Source organism: Streptomyces sp. NBC_00988 (genome assembly GCF_045162645.1).
Taxonomy (GTDB): Bacteria; Actinomycetota; Actinomycetes; order Streptomycetales; family Streptomycetaceae; genus Streptomyces.
The window spans coordinates 6,251,109-6,270,333 of sequence record NZ_CP108730.1 but is presented as its reverse complement, the minus strand read 5'-3'; the positions used below and the strand labels follow the sequence as shown (position 1 = coordinate 6,270,333).

The following is a 19,225-nucleotide window of genomic DNA, read 5'->3' as shown; positions in this document are numbered from 1 at the left end:
ACCGGGCGTTCGGCTTGCGCTCCCCTGGTTGGGGGCGCAAGCCGAGGGGCTACTCCGGCTGGTGTTCTGGCCCCCCGAAGTCCGGGCTGGAGAAGTCCGGGCTGCTGAAGCTCGGACGGTGGCCCGGCTCCGGGCCTTCGTCGGGGCTGGAGAAGCCCGGGCGGTCGTAGCCGAGGTTCGGCATGCGACTCGGGGCCTTGGGTGTCGTACGGCGGAGTGGCGCCGTGCTCGGAGCCGCGAGCGCCTCCTGGAGGAACGGCAGGATGCCGCGTTCCAGGAGGGCGTCGTGCCAGGCCTCCCTGGCGCGGGCCACTTCGCCGCCCGACTCGCCGTAGGGGCCGGTGTCGAGCGAGGGCCTGTTGCGCAGGGCGGTGAGCAGCAGGCCGACGATGGCGACGAGGATCGCCGCCGCGGTCATGGCACCGAACACCCAGCCGGCGGTGAGCATGGTCTTGGCGAACGCCGGTTCGGGGCTGAGCATCTTGAGGATGTAGCCCACGAGCAGGAATATCGCCGCGGCCGTGCCGGCGAGGACGGGGGTGAGGACGGCGGCGACGGCGATGGCGCCCGCACCCTCGGCCGCCTCCCCCAGGGTGGTGGCGAGCCCCATCGCGCCCACGCCGCCCGGCTCCGCGGAACCGGGCTCGTGGACGGCCGACGGGGTGGACGACGCCGGCCGGCGCAGTTCCTCGCGGACCTTCACGTAGTGCTGGTACTCGGTCGCCGCGGCCGCCGTGATGAGCGCGGTGGCGTTCAGCGCCATGGTGCGCAGCTGTTCGGGGTTGAGCCGCTTGCCGACAGCGGCCAGTTCCGGGCGGGTAGGGGCGGAGCGCAGCGCCTCGTCGAGGATCCGCTCGTACTCCTGGCGGTCCTCGCTGTGCAGGTGCTGCGGAACGCTGTTCATGTGCATCCCCCGATGCTCCGTAGGGCTTGGGGCTCGCATGCCAACGAGCCGTCGGGCAGAAACGGAGGGGAGCCTGCTACGGATAAGCCGATGGTAGAGCGGCGACGGCACACGGTGACAGGGGGTTTCCAGAAATTGGCCCTGGCCAGCGCTGTCGTCCGCCGGTCCTCCGAGGGGGGACGTCTGCCCGGATAACGCTCAGATATCCAACGGCAGTTGCTGGACCAGCAGTTTTCCGGCCATGGTCACGCCGCCGTCCATCGCGATGGCGAGTCCCTCGGCGTAGACGTGCGGTCCCTCGACCACGGGACCGGCGCTGTCCTCGCCGTCCTCGGAGCCCACGTCTCCCAGGAGATACGGAATCGGGCTGTGGCCGTGCACGATCCGGGTCCCGCCGTACATGTCGAGCAGGGAGCGGACATGGTCGGCGCCGCCCTCGTCGCGGAAGGAGAACCGCTTGGTCAACTTGCGGAACACGTCCCAGACCTCGTCCGCGTCGTTGCGCGTGAGGGTCTCGCGGACGTTGTCGTTGACCGCCTCGATCGAGTCGCCGTAGTCGAGGTAGGCGGTGGTGTCGGAGTGGACGAGCAGGTGGCCGTCGACCTCCTCCATGGCGTCCAGCCGGGCCATCCACTGCAGGTGGACGTCCTGGAGGCGGTCCATGTCGGTCTTCTGGCCGCCGTTGAGCAGCCAGGCCGCCTGGAAGGTGGCGGTGCCCGCGCCGGAGTTGACGGGGGTGTCGCCGAAGCGCTTGGCGCCGAGCAGGAGCAGCTCGTGGTTACCCATGAGCGCCTTGCAGTAGCCGCCGGCCGCGGCCGCCTCGGCGGACAGTCGCATCACCAGGTCGATGACGCCGATGCCGTCGGGGCCGCGGTCGGTGAAGTCGCCGAGGAACCAGAGCCGCGCGGTGCCCGCGCACCAGCTGCCCGCGGCGTCGATCAGGCCCTTCTCCCGCAGGGCGGCCACCAGTTCGTCCAGGTAGCCGTGTACATCCCCTACGACGAACAGCGGACCGGGGCCCTCCGTCTGCTGCGGGACGGCCGCCGACGCCGGGTCCACCGCGACCTGAACCGTGTCACCCCGACGGATGACGGGCAGATCGCGCTGAGTGGGCGTGTAGCCCTCCGGATAGACCTCGTCGAAGGCCTCGTCAAAGGCCTCCTCGTCGGGTCGTACGGCCTCGCCGGGCTGCGCGCTGTCGGCGTACGGACCGGTCTCGTGGACGTACGCCGGTACCCGGAAGTCGCGCAACGTCGCCGTCCGCTCCGTCTCGGGTCCCTGACCGGCCCCCTGAGTCATCGACCCCTCCACCATCGCGCCGCAGCTGCACCGCGTCGGACTGCCTGGTCGCAGCGGCCCGCGGTGTCGTGGGCCCATCATAGGAATGCGGATCGCGCCATGTGATGACCCAGGGGTGCTGAATCGGACCAGGACTCCGGTCCACCGCGGCTTTCGCCCCGATTGGGCAGGGGTTCGGCTGGTGGCCGTCTGCTTGACGTGGGGTGGGCGGGGGTTGGTTCGCGCCGTTGGGCGGCTGGAAATCGTCGGTGGTGGTTGCTTGGGGTGGGGTGGGTGGGGGTGCGTGGTCGGGGGTGGTGGGGGTTGCTTGGGTGGGGGCGGTGGGGCGGTGCGTGGTCGGGCGGTGGGGATCGCTTGCGCGGGGTGGTGGGGGCGTCGGTTCGAGGTGGGTGTGCCCGCGGGTGAGTGGTGGGGTCGGTTCGGGGTGGTTTCGCCCGCGGTTGGTGGGTGGGGTCGGGGTCGTGGCGGTACGGCGAGCCCGCCGCTGGTGGGGCCCCTCTGGTGTTGTCAGAGGTGAACGGGTTGGTGCCGGGTACGCGGCGGGCTGCGCCGCACCGCCACGACCCACTCCCGTTTCGTCGGCGGCTGCGGGCTCGTGGGGCGAGGGGGGCTCTGTGGGTCACTGGGCCTTGCGGGCCGCTTGCGCGGGGCTGGTCGGGCGGGGCTTGTTCGGGGGCGGGGTGTGGGCCGCTTCTGTGGGGCTGGTGTGGACCGGCTGATCGGGGGTGGTGGGGGCTGCCTGTCTGGCGTAGGTGTCGGGCGGCTGTTTGGCGGCGGTACCGGTTGCCCGACTCGGTGCGGATATCGGGTTCCTGCTCTGGTGCGGGGTGCGGGGCGTGCGGTGCGGGGTGCCTGCGCCTTGGCGGTTCTCGGTGCGCGGCCTGTCCGGCGGGGTGCCGGTCCTGTCGCCGGTCCAGTCGGTCCTGGCGCCGGTGTTGACCGCGTGTCCGGCGCTGGTGCTGGTCGCCCGCTTCGTCGCCGGTCCCCATAGCGCCCTGCCCGCCAGGGTGCCGGTTCCGCAGTCCGCCCTGCCAGCCTCGGTACGACCGTCAGTCCCGCCCCGGTACTGACCGCTTGTCCGGCGCCGGTCCCCACCGCCGGCCTTGCCCGCCAGAGCACAGGCCTCACCGCCCGCCATGCTGACCCCGGCGCCGGGTGGGAGTCCCGGCGCCGTTCGGCCCGCCACGGGCACTTGAAGGGGGTCCTGTGCGCCGTGGGCCGAGGGGAGTTCCCGGTACCGGTCCGGCCATCCCTATGGCGCCTGAGTGCCGCGCCCTGGCCGCGCTCGGGGGCAACCTGCGCAAGTACTCCGGGTCCTGTTTCGGCCGGACCGGGGTGGCGGGTGGGAGTCCCGGCCCCGTTCCGCTCGTGACGGCACCCGTGTGGGTCTCGACGCCGGGCGCTGGCGGCACGCGATGGGAGCCTCGGTTCCTGGTCTCACGGACACCTGGAGCAAGTCCGCTTCCGCTTCCGGCTGACCACGGCCACCGATGAAACCCCGGACACTCCCACCGCTTACCCCGCCCGAGCCCACACCCACCCGGACGGCACCCACCCGGACGGCACCGACCCCACCCCTGCCCCCATGGCACCCGACGGAACTCCGGACACCCCGCATCCCTCACCCCGCATCCCTCACCCCGCCCAAGCCCAGACCCACCGGGACGGCGCCGGCACAAGCACCGACCCTGCCCCCCCGAGGGACCCCCGCCCCCTACTTCCCCTCAGGCGACCGAGGTGGACTGACCGTCGTTCGAGGCGGGCGCCGCTGGGACGACGTCCGGATGATCAGCTCCGTCGGTATCACCTGCTCGATCGGCAGGTCGGATTCGACCCCCTCGATCGCGTCGATGAGGAGTTGCACCACCGCCGTACCGATCCGCCGCGGCTTCAGGGACAGCGTCGTGACCGGTGGCTCGGTGTTGGCGTACACCGTGGACTCGCTGCAGCACACGAGCAGCAGGTCCTCCGGCACCCGCATGCCGTAGCGCCGCGCCGCCGCCAGCAGATCCGTGCCGTTGGGGTCGAACAGGCCGTAGACCGCGTCGGGCCGGTCGGGCCGGGCGAGCAACCGGTCGGCGGCGACGGCCCCCGCGCACGGATCGTGCGCCGGGTACGACTCGTACACCGGATCCTGGCCCACCCGCTCACACCAACGCAGGTATGCGGTCGTCGAGAGATGCGTGTACGTGTCCGTGCTCGTGCCCGTGAGCAGGCCGATCCGGCGGGCGCCGGCGTCGGCCAGGTGGTCCAGGATGCCCAGGACCGCGGCCTCGTGATCGTTGTCGACCCAGGCGGTCACCGGGAGCGAGCCGGCCGGGCGGCCGTCGGAGACGACCGGTAAACCCTGCCGGACGAGCTCGCTGACCACCGGGTCCTGGTCGGACGGGTCGATGACGACCGTGCCGTCCAGGGCGACGTTCGACCACACGTCGTGGCGCGAGGTCGCGGGGAGGATCACGAGGGCGTAGCCGCGGGCGAGCGCGGCCGAGGTGGCGGCCCGCGCCATCTCGGCGAAGTACGCGAACTCGGTGAAGGTGAAAGGTTCATCCCCGTACGTCGTCACGGTCAGGCCGATGAGGCCGGACTTGCCGGTACGGAGCGTGCGAGCCGCCGCTGAGGGCCGATAGCCCAGCCGGTCGGCGACTTCGCGGACATGGCGTCGGGTGGCGTCCGGGAGCCGGCCCTTGCCGTTGAGGGCGTCGGAGACGGTCGTGATGGAGACTCCGGCCGCGGCGGCCACGTCTCTGATTCCCGCCCGGCCCGGCCGGCTTCCTCGACGAGAGGTTTCCGCGCGGCTCACCTGGTGCTTCCCTGCTGCTGTCATGGCGAGCCGATAGTAGGGCTCATGCGGTGGGGTAGTGCGGACGCATATGCACGCGTTGACAGGCACGTTTCTGCAAGGTCAGAAGGGGTCAACTGCCTTAGAAACAAAGTCAGTTAAACGATGCGATGGCATTACGTGACTTGTCGGCGCGCATGGGCCTGCCAAGCCCCCCATGTTTCGAAGAGGTCTCAACTCACCTGCACGAGGGATGCGCGCCACGGCGTGAGCTACCGGCGCATAGATATATGTACAGCGCGCCCCCGGTTCGTGCGCCTTCGTATGGTGTTGCCCCTGATGCGGATGTGACACGTGGGGCGATCCCGGCAGACTCCCGACAGAGGCCCGGAGGCTTCTCACGCGGACACCCGGGGTTGCTCACCCGCACCGGACCTGTACGCCCCGGCGTCGAATCCTCATAAGGTGAGCAGTATTGATAGCCGGTGGTGCCGGTGGTGGTCACAAGGAGGACTGCGGTGAGCGAGACGAGCCCGAAGCTGCGCGCCGAGCTGGAGGGTATCCCCACCTACAAGCCGGGCAAGCCCGCCTCGGCGGACGGTCCGGTGGCCTACAAGCTGTCCTCCAACGAGAACCCGTACCCCCCGCTCCCCGGCGTGATGGAGAGCGTCACCGCGGCCGCCCAGAACTTCAACCGGTACCCCGACATGGCGTGCACCGGTCTGATGAACGAGCTGGCGGAACGGTTCGGCGTCCCCGTCTCCCACCTGGCCACCGGCACCGGCTCGGTCGGCGTCGCCCAGCAGCTGATCCAGGCGACCTCCGGACCCGGCGACGAGGTCATGTACGCCTGGCGCTCCTTCGAGGCGTACCCGATCATCACGCGGGTCAGCGGCGCCACGGCCGTGCAGGTCCCGCTGACCCCGGGCGACGTGCACGACCTGGACGCGATGGCCGACGCCATCACCGACCGGACCCGGCTGATCTTCGTCTGCAACCCCAACAACCCGACGGGCACGGTCGTACGGCGAGTCGAGCTGGAGCGCTTCCTGGACCGGGTGCCCGGCGACGTGCTGGTCGTCCTGGACGAGGCCTACCGCGAGTTCATCCGCGACATGGACGTGCCGGACGGCGTCCAGCTCTACCGCGACCGGCCGAACGTCTGCGTCCTGCGGACCTTCTCCAAGGCGTACGGCCTCGCCGGCCTGCGGGTCGGTTTCGCGATCGCCCACGAGCCGGTGGCGGCGGCGCTGCGCAAGACGGCGGTGCCCTTCGGGGTGAGCCAGCTCGCGCAGGACGCGGCGATCGCCTCGCTGCGTGCCGAGGACGAACTGCTCGGCCGCGTCGGCTCGTTGGTCGGCGAGCGCACCCGCGTGGCCGACACGCTGCGCGCCCAGGGCTGGACGGTCCCCGAGACCCAGGCCAACTTCGTGTGGCTGCGGCTGGGTGAGCGCACGCTCGACTTCGCGGCGGCCTGCGACCAGGCGGGCGTGGTGGTACGGCCGTTCGCGGGCGAGGGCGTGCGGATCACGATCGGGGAGACCGAGGGCAACGACATCTTCCTGAAGGTGGCGGAGGGGTTCCGCAAGGAGCTCTAGCCGTCGCGGATGTGAGGGTTCGTAACGAGTGACGTCAGGGGGGTTGCCATATGGGAACCCCCCTCCGTAATGGGCCCCCGAAGGGGACCCCCCTTCCGCTGCCGAAAATCTGTACGTCATAATAGCTTGTGAATGTGAACGCGTTCACAAGCGTGTCCCAGTTCGTCCCATGATGTGTGCGATAAAAGGGGCAAACTGCCGCTGTACCGCGGCGACATAAGGAGACCGACGACGTGGAAATGGCTCTGGCGCCAGAGACACTGGCGCGATGGCAGTTCGGCATCACCACCGTCTACCACTTCCTGTTCGTCCCCCTGACGATCTCGCTCGCCGCTCTCACGGCCGGGCTGCAGACCGCGTGGGTGCGCACGGAGAAGGAGAAGTACCTCAGGGCCACCAAGTTCTGGGGCAAGCTCTTCCTGATCAACATCGCCATGGGTGTCGTGACGGGCATCGTGCAGGAGTTCCAGTTCGGCATGAACTGGTCCGCCTACTCGCGGTTCGTCGGTGACATCTTCGGTGCCCCGCTCGCCTTCGAGGCGCTGATCGCGTTCTTCTTCGAGTCCACCTTCATCGGGCTGTGGATCTTCGGCTGGGACAAGCTGCCCAAGCGGATCCACCTGGCCTGCATCTGGATGGTCTCGATCGGCACGATCCTGTCGGCGTACTTCATCCTCGCGGCCAACTCGTGGATGCAGCACCCCGTCGGCTACCGGATCAACAAGGCGAAGGGCCGTGCCGAACTCACCGACTTCTGGCACGTGCTGACCCAGAACACCGCGCTCGCGCAGGCCTTCCACACGCTCTCCGCGTCGTTCCTGACCGGCGGCGCGTTCATGGTCGGCATCGCGGCCTTCCACCTGTTCCGCAAGAAGCACATCGCCGTGATGAAGAGCTCGCTGCGACTGGGCCTGATCACCGTCGCCATCGCCGGCCTGCTCACCGCCGTCAGCGGCGACACCCTCGGCAAGGTCATGTTCAAGCAGCAGCCCATGAAGATGGCCTCCGCCGAGGCCCTGTGGGACGGCCAGAACTCCGCGCCGTTCTCGATCTTCGCCTACGGCGACGTCAGCAAGGGCCACAACTCCGTCGAGCTGTCGATCCCCGGGATACTGTCCTTCCTCGCCGACGACGACTTCAGCTCGTACGTTCCCGGCATCAACGACACCAACAAGGCCGAGCAGGCCAAGTACGGTCCCGGCGACTACCGGCCCATCATCCCCGTCACCTTCTGGGCGTTCCGCTGGATGATCGGCTTCGGCATGGCGTCCTTCGCCATCGGCCTGGCCGGACTCTGGCTGACCCGCAAGAAGTTCATGCTGCCCCAGCATCTGCGGGTCGCCGAGGACGAAGTGCCGAACGTCGTCCTCTTCAAGAAGAAGGCCCTCGGCCCGAAACTCACCAAGCTCTACTGGCTGGTGTCCATCTGGACCCTCGGCTTCCCCCTGATCGCCAACTCCTGGGGCTGGATCTTCACCGAGATGGGCCGCCAGCCCTGGGTCGTCTACGGCCTCTTCCAGACCCGTGACGCCGTCTCCCCCAGCGTCTCCCAGGGCGAGGTCCTCACCTCGATGATCGTCTTCACCTCGCTCTACGCCGTCCTCGCCGTCATCGAGGTCAAGCTGCTCGCGAAGTACGTCAAGGCCGGCCCGCCCGAACTCACCGAGGCCGACCTCAACCCGCCCACGAAGATCGGCGGCGACTCCCAGGACGCCGACAAGCCGATGGCCTTCTCCTACTAGGCCGAGGGAGCTGCACAGTCATGGAACTGCACGACGTCTGGTTCGTCCTCATCGCCGTCCTGTGGACCGGCTACTTCTTCCTGGAGGGCTTCGACTTCGGGGTCGGCATCCTCACCAAGCTGCTCGCCCGGGACCGCACCGAGAAGCGGGTGCTGATCAACACGATCGGCCCGGTCTGGGACGGCAACGAGGTCTGGCTGCTCACCGCCGGCGGCGCGACCTTCGCCGCCTTCCCCGAGTGGTACGCCACCCTCTTCTCCGGCTTCTACCTTGCCCTGCTGATCATCCTGGTCTGCCTGATCGTCCGGGGCGTCGCCTTCGAGTACCGGGCGAAGCGGCCCGAGGAGAACTGGCAGCGCAACTGGGAGACGGCGATCTTCTGGACCTCGCTGCTCCCCGCGTTCCTGTGGGGTGTGGCCTTCGGCAACATCGTGCACGGCGTGAAGATCGACAAGAACTTCGAGTACGCCGGCACTTTCTGGGATCTGCTCAACCCGTACGCGATCCTCGGCGGCCTGGTCACGCTGACGCTCTTCACCTTCCACGGCGCGGTGTTCACGGCACTCAAGACCGTCGGGGACATTCGGGTGCGGGCGCGGAAACTGGCCCTCCAAGTCGGTCTCGTCGCCGCCCTGTTGGCGCTGGCCTTCCTGATCTGGACCCAGGTCGACAGCGGTGACGGCAAGAGCCTGGTCGCGCTGATCGTGGCCGTCGTCGCACTCGTCGCGGCGCTGGGGGCGATTCAACTCGGCCGTGAGGGCTGGTCGTTCGCGTTCTCAGGCCTCACCATCGTGGCGGCCGTCGCGATGCTCTTCCTGTCGCTCTTCCCGAACGTCATGCCGTCCTCGCTCAACCCGGACTGGAACCTCACGGTCACCAACGCCTCGTCGAGCCCGTACACCCTGAAGATCATGACCTGGTGCGCGGGGATCGCCACGCCGATCGTGCTGCTCTACCAGAGCTGGACGTACTGGGTGTTCCGCAAGCGGATCGGCACGCAGCACATCGCCGAAGCCGCGCACTGAGTCCGCGCTCTTAGTTCGAGCGTTGAGTCCGACTTGGGGCATGTTTCACGTGAAACATGCCCCGGTGGGACCTACCGAGAAGTCGGGACCGGCCGAGAAGTTCGGACCTCCTGAGAAGAGGGTGTGTTTCACGTGAAACCGATCGACCCACGTCTGCTCCGCTACGCCCGCGCCACCCGCCCCTTCCTGATGGCGGTCGTCGCCCTGGGTGCCGTTGGGGCGCTGCTGGTCATCGCGCAGGCGATGCTCATCGCGGAGGTCGTGGTCGGTGCCTTCCAGCATCGGATGTCCGTCGGTGAACTCGGCACTCCCCTGCTGTTGTTGGCGGCAGTCGCCGTCGGCCGTGCCTTGGTCTCCTGGCTCACCGAACTCGCCGCCCACCGCGCCAGCGCCGCCGTGAAGTCGGAGCTGCGGGGGCGGCTGCTGGAGCGTTCCGTGGAGCTGGGCCCCGGCTGGCTGAGCGGGCAGCGGACCGGATCGCTGGTCGCCCTCGCCACCCGGGGTGTCGACGCCCTCGACGACTACTTCTCGCGCTATCTCCCGCAGTTGGGGCTCGCGATCGTCGTCCCCGTGGCGGTGCTGGCGCGGATCGTCACCGAGGACTGGGTCTCGGCGGCGATCATCGTCGGCACCCTGCCGCTCATCCCCCTCTTCATGGTGATGATCGGCTGGGCCACGCAGTCCCGGATGGACCGTCAGTGGCAGCTGCTCTCCCGGCTCTCCGGACACTTCCTGGACGTGGTCGCGGGGCTGCCGACCCTGAAGGTGTTCGGCCGGGCCAAGGCGCAGGCCGACTCGATCCGGCGCATCACCGGCGAGTACCGCCAGGCGACCATGCGCACGCTCCGGATCGCCTTCGTCTCCTCCTTCGCCCTGGAACTCCTCGCCACCCTCTCCGTGGCCCTGGTCGCCGTGACGATCGGCATGCGCCTCGTCCACGGCGACATGGACCTCTACGTCGGTCTCGTCGTCCTCGTCCTGGCACCCGAGGCGTATCTGCCGCTGCGCCAGGTGGGCGCGCAGTACCACGCGGCTGCGGAGGGCCTCGCCGCGGCCGAGGAGATCTTCTCGGTACTGGAGACACCGGTACCGGCCTCGGGCGCCACCGAAGTGCCGTCGGACGCCGTGGCCTTCGAGGGCGTGACGGTCCGCTATCCCGGACGGTCCACGGATGCCGTGTCGGACGCGTCCTTCGTCGTGGCACCCGGAGAGACGGTCGCCCTCGTCGGCCCGAGCGGCGCGGGCAAGTCCACTTTGCTGAACGCCCTGTTGGGGTTCGTCCGGCCCGCCGAGGGCCGGGTACGCGTCGGGGGAGTCGATCTCACCGACGTCGACCTGGAACGGTGGCGCTCGCGAATCGCCTGGGTGCCGCAACGCCCGCAGCTCTACGCCGGGACGATCGCCGAGAACGTACGGCTCGCCCGCCCCGACGCCGACGACACCACGGTACGGCGGGCGTTGGCCGATGCCGGTGCCCTGGACTTCGTGGACGCGTTGCCCGAGGGCATCGGGAGCGTGCTCGGCGAGGACGGGGCCGGGCTGTCCGCCGGGCAGCGGCAACGGCTCGCCCTCGCCCGGGCCTTCCTCGCCGACCGTCCCGTCCTGCTCCTCGACGAACCGACGGCCGCGCTGGACGGGGCGACCGAGGCCGAAGTGGTCGAGGCGGTACGGCGGTTGGCGGTCGGGCGGACGGTTCTGCTCGTGGTGCACCGGCCGGCCCTGCTGGCGGTCGCGGACCGGGTGGTGCGGGTGACGGAGGGCGCGGCCGTGATGCACGCGGAGGCCGCGCCGACGCTCGCCGATCCGAGTCCGGTCTCGTCGGAGGCGCCGGTGAGTTCAGCTGTCGCCCACGAGCCCGAGACGCGGCTTGCCGCACATGCGGGTGGTGTCCTCTCCCGGGTCCGTGCCATGTCCGGTGCGCGGCGCGGTCGCCTCGCCCTGGCGCTGCTGCTCGGAAGTCTTGCGCTGGGCAGTGCCGTTGGGCTCATGGCCACCTCGGGGTGGCTGATCTCGCGGGCCTCGCAGCAGCCGCCCGTGCTGTACCTGATGGTGGCGGTGACGGCGACGCGGACCTTCGGCATCGGGCGGGCCGTCTTCCGGTACGCGGAGCGGCTCGTGTCGCACGACGCGGTGCTGCGGATGCTGGCCGACACCCGGGTCGCCGTCTACCGGCGCCTTGAGCGGCTGGCGCCCGCCGGGCTGCGCGACACCCGTCGCGGCGATCTGCTGTCCCGGCTCGTCGCCGACGTGGACGCGCTCCAGGACTACTGGCTGCGCTGGCTGCTGCCCGCCGGGGTCGCGGTCGCCGTCTCCGCCACGACGGTCGGCTTCACGGCCTGGCTGCTCCCGGAGGCCGGTGCCGCCCTCGCGGTCGGCCTCCTCGCGGCCGGCGTCGGCGTCCCCCTCGTGACCGGCGCCGTGGCCCGCCGTGCCGAACGGCGACTGGCCCCCGCTCGCGGTGTGCTCGCCACCCGCGTGACCGAACTGCTCACCGGCACCGCCGAGTTGACGGTCGCCGGCGCACTGCCCGCCCGTACCGCCGAGGCCAAGCGGGCCGACAGCACCCTCACCCGGATCGCCTCCCGCGCCGCCACCGCCACCGCGCTCGGCGACGGCCTCACCGCACTGATCTCGGGCCTGACCGTCGCAGTCACCGCACTCGTGGCCGCCCAGGCCGTCGCAGCGGGACGGCTCAGCGGTGTCCTGACGGCCGTCGTCGTCCTCACCCCGCTCGCCGCCTTCGAGGCCGTCCTCGGACTCCCGCTCGCCGTGCAGTACCGGCAGCGGGTCCGCAAGAGCGCCGAGCGCGTGTACGAGGTACTGGACGCCCCCGAACCCGTACGGGAACCGGAACGGCCCCGCCAGGCACCCGCGACGCCCTTCCCGCTCGTCGTACAGGGACTGGCCGCCCGGCACACCGGGCAGGACCGGGACGCGCTCACCGGGCTCGACCTGACGTTGGAGAAGGGGCGCCGGGTCGCGGTCGTCGGGTCCTCCGGGTCCGGCAAGACGACGCTTGCGCAGGTGCTGCTGCGCTTCCTCGACGCGGACGCCGGCACGTACACGCTGGCCGGTGTGGACGCGTACGCCCTGGACGGCGACGACGTACGACGGCTCGTCGGGCTGTGTGCGCAGGACGCTCACCTCTTCGACAGCTCGGTGCGCGAGAACCTGCTCCTCGCGAGGAAGGACGCGACCGAGGACGAACTGCGGGCCGCGCTGGAGCGTGCCCGGCTGCTCGACTGGGCCGACGGGCTGCCCGACGGCCTCGACACCCTCGTCGGTGAACACGGGGCACGGCTCTCCGGCGGGCAGCGGCAGCGGCTGGCGCTCGCCCGTGCCCTGCTCGCCGACTTCCCGGTGCTCGTGCTCGACGAGCCCGCCGAACACCTGGACCTGGCGACCGCCGACGCGCTCACCGCCGATCTGCTGGCCGCCACGGAAGGCCGTACGACACTGCTCATCACGCACCGGCTCGCGGGCCTGGAGGACGTGGACGAGGTGATCGTGCTGGACGAGGGACGGGTGGTGCAGCGGGGTCCGTACGCCGGACTGGCCTCCGTGGAGGGGCCGTTGCGGGGGATGGCGGAGCGGGAGGCGGAGTCGGAGCTGCTGGTGGCGGCCGGTTAGGGGTCCGGTGGCCGAGCCGCTCGACTTTCCGTTACAAAGGGGACTAATTAGGCTCGGTGTATGTCAGCCGCCCCGCGCCCCGGTTCCCCGTCGCCCGCCCCGGGACTGTCGGCCGAACTGGCTGCCCGCGTCCCGCAGTTGCTGGAGGCCATGCGGTCCGTGGGGAGCGGGCTCGAACTCCACTCCACGTTGGAGCGGATCTGTGAGGCGGCGGCCACGCTGACGGAGGCCCGCTACGCGGGGATCGGTGTCGTCGACGAGGACGGCGACGCGCTCGCCGACTTCGTCTTCCACGGGGTCGACGCGGGGACCGCGCGGCGCATCGGGCGGTTCCCCGACGGACACAAGGGGCTGCTCGGCGCGCTCATCCGGGAGTCGGAGCCGGTACGGCTGGTGGATGTGAGCGAGGACCCGCGGTCCTGGGGTTTTCCCGAGCACCATCCGCGGATGCGCGGCTTTCTCGGAGTTCCCGTTCGCGTCTCGGGTGAGGTCTTCGGGAACCTTTATCTCGGCGAGAAGCGTGGCGGCGACCCCTTCAACGACTACGACGTCAGCATGGTCCGGGTGCTGGCGACCGAGGCCGGTATCGCCATCGGCAACGCCCGGCTGTACGAGGCCGCCAAGCAGCGCGAGCGGTGGATCGACGGGTCGGTGGCCGTCACGACCGCTCTGCTGTCCGGCGGGGACGCCGAGGAGGCGCTGCAGGTCGTCGCGGAACGGGCCCGCCGGCTGTCCGGTTCGGCGGCCGGGATCGTGCTGCTGCCCGCTGCCGAGGGTGGCATGGAGATCGTCGCCGTGTCCTCGGAACAGCCGTCGGACCAGCTCGGCAGGGTCGTCGCGCCGGACAGCGAGATCGTCGCGCAACTCCTCGACGGACGGCCGGTGTTCGTGGCGGACGCGGCCACCGATCCCCGGATGCTCAGCGCCCTCGCGCGCGCGTACGGGCCGATCATGGCGCTGCCCCTGCAGAGCGGAGGGCGCGTCCTGGGGGCCCTGGTCACGCCCCGCGCGCAGGGCGAGCGGCCGTTCACGGAGACCGAGCGCACCCTCGCGATCCAGTTCGCCTCGCAGGCCGCGCTCGCGCTGATGATGGCCGAGGCTCAGCGTGACCGGGAGCGGCTCGCGGTGTATGAGGACCGCGACCGGATCGCCCGTGACCTGCACGACCTGGTCATCCAACGGCTGTTCGCCACCGGGATGATGCTGGAGAGCGCCCAGCGCGGGTCGCTCGTCCCCGAGGTGCGGCACGGTGTGGCCAATGCCGTCGACGAACTCGACGTCACCATCCAGGAGATCCGCACCGCGATCTTCGCGCTCCAGCAGGGTCCCGCCGAGGCGCCCTCCGGGCTGCGTACGCGAGTGCTGCGGGAGATCAACATGGCTGCGGTGCCGCTCGGGTTCAAGCCCGGGCACCGTTTCGTCGGCGTGGTCGACACGACGGTCGGCGACCTCACCGGCAAGAACCTCATCGCTGCCCTGCGCGAGGCACTCTCCAACGCGTTCCGGCACGCGGAGGCGACGCGCATCGAGGTCGTCGTCGACGCGACCGCGACCCTGCCGGACGGTCGGCCCGGCGTACGGCTCACCGTCGCGGACGACGGGGTCGGCATCCCGGAGGGCGGTCGGCGCAGCGGCCTGAAGAACCTCAAGCGCCGGGCCGAATCCATGGGCGGCGACAGCTGGTACGGGCCGGGCATCGGCGAGGACGGCGGCGGTACGACGGTGGTGTGGCAGGCGCCCCACTGAGCCCTGCCGGGATCCTGTCCGGTGTGGCTTCCGCCGAGCCCGGCGGGACCTTGTCGGGTACGGCTCCCACTGAGCCCGGCCGGGACCCTGTCCGCCGTGACTCCCAACTGAGCCCTGTCGGACGCCCGTCCGGTGCGGCTTCCGGCGAGCCCTGTCGGACACCTGCCCGCCATGGCTCCCGCTGAGCCGTTCGCAGCAAGGCGTCCCCCATGCGTACGACTTGAACAGGGCCTTCGTCCGCCGCGCGGGGCACGATCACTGACATGCGCTCATCTCGCCGTCATCCGCTGCTCGTTCCGGTGCTGCTGTGCGCGCTCGCCGTCCTGGCGGCCCGCCCCGGCGACGACGACACTCAGGGCGCCGCCGGTGCCAGCGCGGAGGTGGCGCGGCTCTACCAGGACGCGGCCGTCGCGGCGCAGCGGTACGAGGCGGGGCGGCAGGAGGCCGACGCGCAACGGGCCCGTGCTCAGCAGGTCGAGGGCCAACTGGACCGCGAACGGCGGGAGACCGCACGGCTGCACGAGGACCTGGGCCGGATCGCCCGCGCCCAGTACCGCAGCGGCGGCGGTGTCCCGATGGTGGCCCGGATCATCCTCGCGGACAGCCCCGAGGACCTGATGCGCGATCAGCACGTCTTCTCCCAGGCGGATCTCGCCGTCGGCAACGCGATCGGCAGGAGCCACCGGGCCGAGGTGCGGCTCGCCGGTGACGAGGCGAAGGCCGCGTCGGCGTGGCGGACGCTGGAGAAACGGAACGCCGAACTCGCCGACCTGAAGCAGGGCATCCAGCGGAAACTCGAAGAGGCGCGCGGCCAGTTGCAGGGGCAGGCGGACGCCTCGGTCGCGGCGGGCAGCTGCCGGGGCGCCGTCCGCCTAGATCAGCCGCCGAACCGGGTCACCGACCCGTGGGTCGCGCCGGTGGAGACCGTCGAACTGTCCGCGGGCTTCGGCAGCGGCGGCTCCCGCTGGGCGAACCGGCACACCGGCCAGGACTTCGCGGTGCCCATCGGCACGCCGGTCCGGGCTGCCGGGGCGGGCCGGGTGGTGCGGGTGTCCTGCGGGGGCGCCTTCGGCATCGAGATCGTCATCGAGCACCCGGGCGGCTACTACACGCAGTACGCCCACCTCGCCGCCGTCACCGTCGACCAGGGGGACCGCGTCACCACCGGCCAGTGGATCGCCCAGTCCGGCACGACCGGCAACTCCACCGGCCCACACCTGCACTTCGAGGTACGGGTCACCCCGGACATGGGATCGGCGGTCGACCCTCTGCCCTGGCTGGCACAGCGAGGAGTCCCGCTCGGCTAGGGCACTCGTCGCTCGCGTAAGGGGCGTGCTTCAGGACGACGCCCGTTACCACCGGCCGCCGTCACCGCTGCAACCGCCGTTACCGCCGCTCGGCCAGCATCCGCTCGATCACGACCGCCACGCCGTCCTCGTTGTTGTCGACGGTCCGCCCGGAGGCCGCGGCGAGCACGTCGGGGTGCGCGTTGCCCATCGCGTACGACTGTCCCGCCCAGGTGAGCATCTCGACGTCGTTCGGCATGTCCCCGAAGGCGACGACCTCCTCGGGCGCGATACCGCGCTCCGCACAGCACAGCGCGAGGGTGCTGGCCTTGGAGACGCCGGGCCCGCTGATCTCCAGCAGGGCGCTGGGACTGGAGCGGGTGACGTTCGCGCGGTCGCCGAGGGCGAGGCGGGCGAGGTTCAGGAAGACGTCCGGGTCCAGCTCGGGGTGGAACGCGAGGATCTTCAGCACGGGCTCGTCGGCCCCCGGGGCGTCCGGCGCCAGGAGTTTCTCGGCGGTGGCGAGGGTGTCCGGTATCTCCATATGCAGCTTCGGATACGCCGGCTCCTGGTAGAAGCCGTACGTCAGCTCGATCGCGTACACCGTCCCGGGCGCCGCCTCGCGCACCAGGCGTACGGCGTCGAGGGCGTTCTCCCGGGCCAGTTCGCGGACCTTCACGAAGCGGTGGGTGCCGGGGCCGCCGTGCAGGTCGACCACGGCGGCGCCGTTGCCGCAGATCGCCAGGCCGTGGCCGTGGACGTGGTCGCTGACGACGTCCATCCAGCGGGCCGGGCGGCCGGTGACGAAGAAGACCTCGACACCCGCCTCCTCGGCTGCCGCCAGGGCGGCCACCGTGCGGGGGGACACCGACTTGTCGTCGCGCAGCAGGGTGCCGTCCAGGTCGGTGGCGATCAGCCGTGGCGGGACGGCGGCGGCCGGGGTCTCGGGCTGTCGAGTCGCTGAGGTCACCGGGCCATTCTCCCGCATATGCCCGCACGACTGTGCGGGAGAGTGCACAGGTGAGTGGCTACCGCCCCCACCAGGGCCGTTGTACTCCTCGCTGCCGGGCTGGGCCGGGGTGGCGACTCAGCGGAGCTGGGTCGGAGCCTCCATGGCGATCTGCTCGAAGATCTTCTCGTCCGCGGCGAAGTCGGAGTCCGGGATGGGCCAGTGGATCACGATGTCGGTGAAGCCCAGTTCCTGGTGCCGGCCCGCGAAGTCGACGAAGGCGCCGAGGGACTCCAGCGGACGGCCGCGGTCCGGGGTGAAACCGGTGAGCAGGATCTTGTCGATCCCGGCCGCGTCCCGGCCGATCGCCGCGCAGGCGTCGGCCAGCTTGTCGACCTGCCCGCGAATGGCGTGAACCGACTGCTCAGGGGTGCCGTTTTCGAACAGCTTGGGGTCGCCGGTGGTCACCCACGCCTGTCCGTACCGGGCGGCGAGCTTCAGCCCACGAGGACCGGTGGCGGCCACCGCGAAGGGCAGCCGGGGCCGCTGTACACAGCCCGGGATGTTCCGTGCCTCGTGCGCCGAGTAGAAGTCCCCCACGTACGACACCGAGTCCTCGGTGAGCAGTCGGTCCAGCAGCGGAACGAACTCCCCGAACCGGTCGGCACGCTCACGCGGGGTCCACGGTTCCTGCCCGAGCGCGGTGGCGTCGAAGCCGGTGCCGCCCGCGCCGATGCCGAGGGTGACCCGCCCGTCGGAGACGTCGTCGAGCGAGATGAGCTCCTTGGCGAGGGTCACCGGGTGCCGGAAGTTCGGCGAGGTGACGAGGGTGCCCAGACGCATCCGCTCGGTGACGGCCGCGGCGGCGGTCAGCGTCGGTACGGCACCGAACCACGGGCCGTCCCGGAAGGTGCGCCAGGACAGGTGGTCGTAGGTGAAACCGGTGTGGAAGCCGAGCTGCTCCGCGCGTTGCCAGGATTCGCGGCTCCCCTCGTTCCAGCGGCGGTACGGGAGGATCACGGTGCTCAGGCGCAGGCTCATGATTCCCAGGCTATGCGGCTGTCCGTGTTTCACGTGAAACCGTCACCGTATGCGGCTGTTCAGCCACGGCGTGAGGACGATCATCGAGATCCACTCCTTGTGCGTCCGGTCGCCGGGCAGTGGGACGACCAGGTTGCAACTGGGCGGGAAACGGCGGGCCTTGACGTAGGCGTGGCCGTCGAAGACGGAGCGGAGGAAGGCGGGGACGTCGTTGCGGGCGATGTCGGGGCAGTCGATTCCCTCGACCGTGATCAGCGCGTCGTCCTCGGGATAGAGCCGCACGCTCACCCGCGGCAGTCCGCCGAACTCGGCGAAGGCCTCGTGCGGGAGCGAGCCGTCCGGGTCCGTGGTGACGCCGAAGCCCGCGGAGGTGCGGCGGGAGGTCTGGTCGGCGCCGATGTCATGGGTGACCTCGATCTCCCGCGCGTACTCGGACGCGATCGCGCGGAGGGCGGTGACGGCGGCCTCGGTGCTGTGGAAGTGGTCCATACCACTGATCATGCCGGGGGTGGTGCGGCCGAGGCCATACCGGGGGCGGTACTCCTCGGGCCGTGCGGGGTCAGTGGGGCGCGGGGAACCGCAGATACCGCACGGGTACGGCCTCCGTGAGCCAGACCCCGTTCTCGCTGACCCGGAACACGTGGCCGTCCTTGTGCATCGCGCCCGCGTCCACGGAGAGCACGACGGGCCGGCCGCGGCGGGCGCCCACGCGGGTCGCGGTCTCGCGGTCGGCGGAGAGGTGGACGGCGTGGCGGTTCATGGGCCGGAGCCCCTCGGCCCGGATCGCGTCCAGGTTGCGGGCGACCGTGCCGTGGAAGAGGTACGGCGGTGGGGTGGCCGGGGGCAGCCCGAGGTCGACCTCGATGCTGTGACCCTGGCTGGCGCGGATACGGGTGCCCTCGATCGCGAACCGGCGCTTGTCGTTCGTGGCCACCACGTGGTCGAGTTCCTCGCGGTCGAACCGGAACCCGTGTGCGGCACAGGCGGCGATCAGCGTGTCGATCTCGACCCAGCCGGCCTCGTCGAGGGTGAGCCCGATCCGCTCGGGTTGGTGGCGCAGATGCTTGGAGAGGTACTTCGACACCTTCACGGTGCGTCTTTCATCCATCCGATCAGCATGACGCGAGAGACGTGGATCACGCATTTTATTTTCCGACCGATGTTTGATCCACAACCAACTGTAGTTATCCACAGGGGAATTGGCGTTTCTGTGGACAACTCCC

14 protein-coding genes are annotated in these 19,225 nt (G+C 70.6%); 6 read left to right on the top strand and 8 right to left on the bottom strand.

What is annotated here, in order from left to right; translation table 11 throughout:
* Window positions 1–49: 49 nt before the first annotated feature.
* The 4 genes from OG496_RS28730 to OG496_RS28715 all read right to left on the bottom strand — a co-directional run bounded on the left by OG496_RS28730 (window position 50) and on the right by OG496_RS28715 (window position 5,030).
* A complete protein-coding gene (locus OG496_RS28730; RefSeq protein WP_405972943.1) occupies window positions 50–910 on the bottom strand; it encodes a hypothetical protein in 861 nt (286 codons plus the stop codon).
* Between the two features lie 192 nt (window positions 911–1,102).
* Window positions 1,103–2,218 carry a metallophosphoesterase gene (locus OG496_RS28725; RefSeq protein ID WP_405972942.1) on the bottom strand — a complete coding sequence of 372 codons (1,116 nt, stop codon included), beginning with the start codon at window positions 2,216–2,218 and terminating at the stop codon, window positions 1,103–1,105.
* Between the two features lie 604 nt (window positions 2,219–2,822).
* Complete coding sequence (locus OG496_RS28720) at window positions 2,823–3,341, bottom strand: hypothetical protein (RefSeq protein ID WP_405972941.1); 519 nt, start codon at window positions 3,339–3,341, stop codon at window positions 2,823–2,825.
* A 576-nt stretch (window positions 3,342–3,917) separates the two neighbouring features.
* Window positions 3,918–5,030, bottom strand: a complete 1,113-nt coding sequence (locus OG496_RS28715) for a LacI family DNA-binding transcriptional regulator (RefSeq protein WP_366494834.1) — start codon at window positions 5,028–5,030, stop codon at window positions 3,918–3,920.
* 473 nt (window positions 5,031–5,503) lie between these two features.
* Here OG496_RS28715 and hisC point away from each other — a divergent pair, with 473 nt between their 5' ends.
* The 6 genes from hisC to OG496_RS28685 all read left to right on the top strand — a co-directional run bounded on the left by hisC (window position 5,504) and on the right by OG496_RS28685 (window position 16,033).
* Entirely contained in the window at window positions 5,504–6,583 is a 1,080-nt protein-coding gene (gene hisC / locus OG496_RS28710) for a histidinol-phosphate transaminase (RefSeq protein ID WP_405972940.1), read from the top strand.
* A gap of 233 nt (window positions 6,584–6,816) precedes the next feature.
* Complete coding sequence (locus tag OG496_RS28705; protein WP_366494836.1) at window positions 6,817–8,325, top strand: cytochrome ubiquinol oxidase subunit I; 1,509 nt, start codon at window positions 6,817–6,819, stop codon at window positions 8,323–8,325.
* Window positions 8,326–8,345: 20 nt separating this feature from the next.
* A complete protein-coding gene (cydB, locus tag OG496_RS28700; RefSeq protein ID WP_405972939.1) occupies window positions 8,346–9,350 on the top strand; it encodes a cytochrome d ubiquinol oxidase subunit II in 1,005 nt (334 codons plus the stop codon).
* Window positions 9,351–9,482: 132 nt separating this feature from the next.
* Window positions 9,483–12,980 carry a thiol reductant ABC exporter subunit CydD gene (gene cydD / locus OG496_RS28695; protein ID WP_405972938.1) on the top strand — a complete coding sequence of 1,166 codons (3,498 nt, stop codon included), beginning with the start codon at window positions 9,483–9,485 and terminating at the stop codon, window positions 12,978–12,980.
* Between the two features lie 60 nt (window positions 12,981–13,040).
* Window positions 13,041–14,726, top strand: a complete 1,686-nt coding sequence (locus OG496_RS28690) for a GAF domain-containing sensor histidine kinase (protein WP_405972937.1) — start codon at window positions 13,041–13,043, stop codon at window positions 14,724–14,726.
* Between the two features lie 263 nt (window positions 14,727–14,989).
* Window positions 14,990–16,033, top strand: a complete 1,044-nt coding sequence (locus OG496_RS28685; RefSeq protein WP_405972936.1) for a peptidoglycan DD-metalloendopeptidase family protein — start codon at window positions 14,990–14,992, stop codon at window positions 16,031–16,033.
* A 79-nt stretch (window positions 16,034–16,112) separates the two neighbouring features.
* On the opposite strand, the gene OG496_RS28680 is transcribed toward OG496_RS28685, so the two are convergent.
* From OG496_RS28680 to OG496_RS28665, 4 genes are all read right to left on the bottom strand, one after another.
* Window positions 16,113–17,000: a Cof-type HAD-IIB family hydrolase gene (locus OG496_RS28680; RefSeq protein WP_405972935.1), complete on the bottom strand. Its 888-nt coding sequence runs from the start codon at window positions 16,998–17,000 to the stop codon at window positions 16,113–16,115.
* Between the two features lie 99 nt (window positions 17,001–17,099).
* The gene (locus OG496_RS28675; RefSeq protein ID WP_405972934.1) at window positions 17,100–18,002 is read right to left on the bottom strand and encodes an LLM class flavin-dependent oxidoreductase; all 903 of its coding nucleotides are present in this window, start codon (window positions 18,000–18,002) and stop codon (window positions 17,100–17,102) included.
* A 42-nt stretch (window positions 18,003–18,044) separates the two neighbouring features.
* Window positions 18,045–18,503: a hypothetical protein gene (locus OG496_RS28670; RefSeq protein WP_405972933.1), complete on the bottom strand. Its 459-nt coding sequence runs from the start codon at window positions 18,501–18,503 to the stop codon at window positions 18,045–18,047.
* Between the two features lie 58 nt (window positions 18,504–18,561).
* Entirely contained in the window at window positions 18,562–19,110 is a 549-nt protein-coding gene (locus OG496_RS28665; protein WP_366494844.1) for an RNA 2'-phosphotransferase, read from the bottom strand.
* Between the last annotated feature and the right edge of the window lie 115 nt (window positions 19,111–19,225).

Excerpts from the sequence above, each read along its gene's own strand:
- OG496_RS28730 (WP_405972943.1), bottom strand. The coding sequence starts at position 910 with ATGCACATGAACAGCGTTCCGCAGCACCTGCACAGCGAGGACCGCCAG.
- OG496_RS28725 (WP_405972942.1), bottom strand. The coding sequence starts at position 2,218 with ATGGTGGAGGGGTCGATGACTCAGGGGGCCGGTCAGGGACCCGAGACG.
- OG496_RS28720 (WP_405972941.1), bottom strand. The coding sequence starts at position 3,341 with ATGGCGGGCGGTGAGGCCTGTGCTCTGGCGGGCAAGGCCGGCGGTGGG.
- OG496_RS28715 (WP_366494834.1), bottom strand. The coding sequence starts at position 5,030 with ATGACAGCAGCAGGGAAGCACCAGGTGAGCCGCGCGGAAACCTCTCGT.
- cydB (WP_405972939.1), top strand. The coding sequence starts at position 8,346 with ATGGAACTGCACGACGTCTGGTTCGTCCTCATCGCCGTCCTGTGGACC.
- OG496_RS28690 (WP_405972937.1), top strand. The coding sequence starts at position 13,041 with ATGTCAGCCGCCCCGCGCCCCGGTTCCCCGTCGCCCGCCCCGGGACTG.
- OG496_RS28685 (WP_405972936.1), top strand. The coding sequence starts at position 14,990 with ATGCGCTCATCTCGCCGTCATCCGCTGCTCGTTCCGGTGCTGCTGTGC.
- OG496_RS28680 (WP_405972935.1), bottom strand. The coding sequence starts at position 17,000 with ATGCGGGAGAATGGCCCGGTGACCTCAGCGACTCGACAGCCCGAGACC.
- OG496_RS28675 (WP_405972934.1), bottom strand. The coding sequence starts at position 18,002 with ATGAGCCTGCGCCTGAGCACCGTGATCCTCCCGTACCGCCGCTGGAAC.
- OG496_RS28670 (WP_405972933.1), bottom strand. The coding sequence starts at position 18,503 with ATGATCAGTGGTATGGACCACTTCCACAGCACCGAGGCCGCCGTCACC.
- OG496_RS28665 (WP_366494844.1), bottom strand. The coding sequence starts at position 19,110 with ATGGATGAAAGACGCACCGTGAAGGTGTCGAAGTACCTCTCCAAGCAT.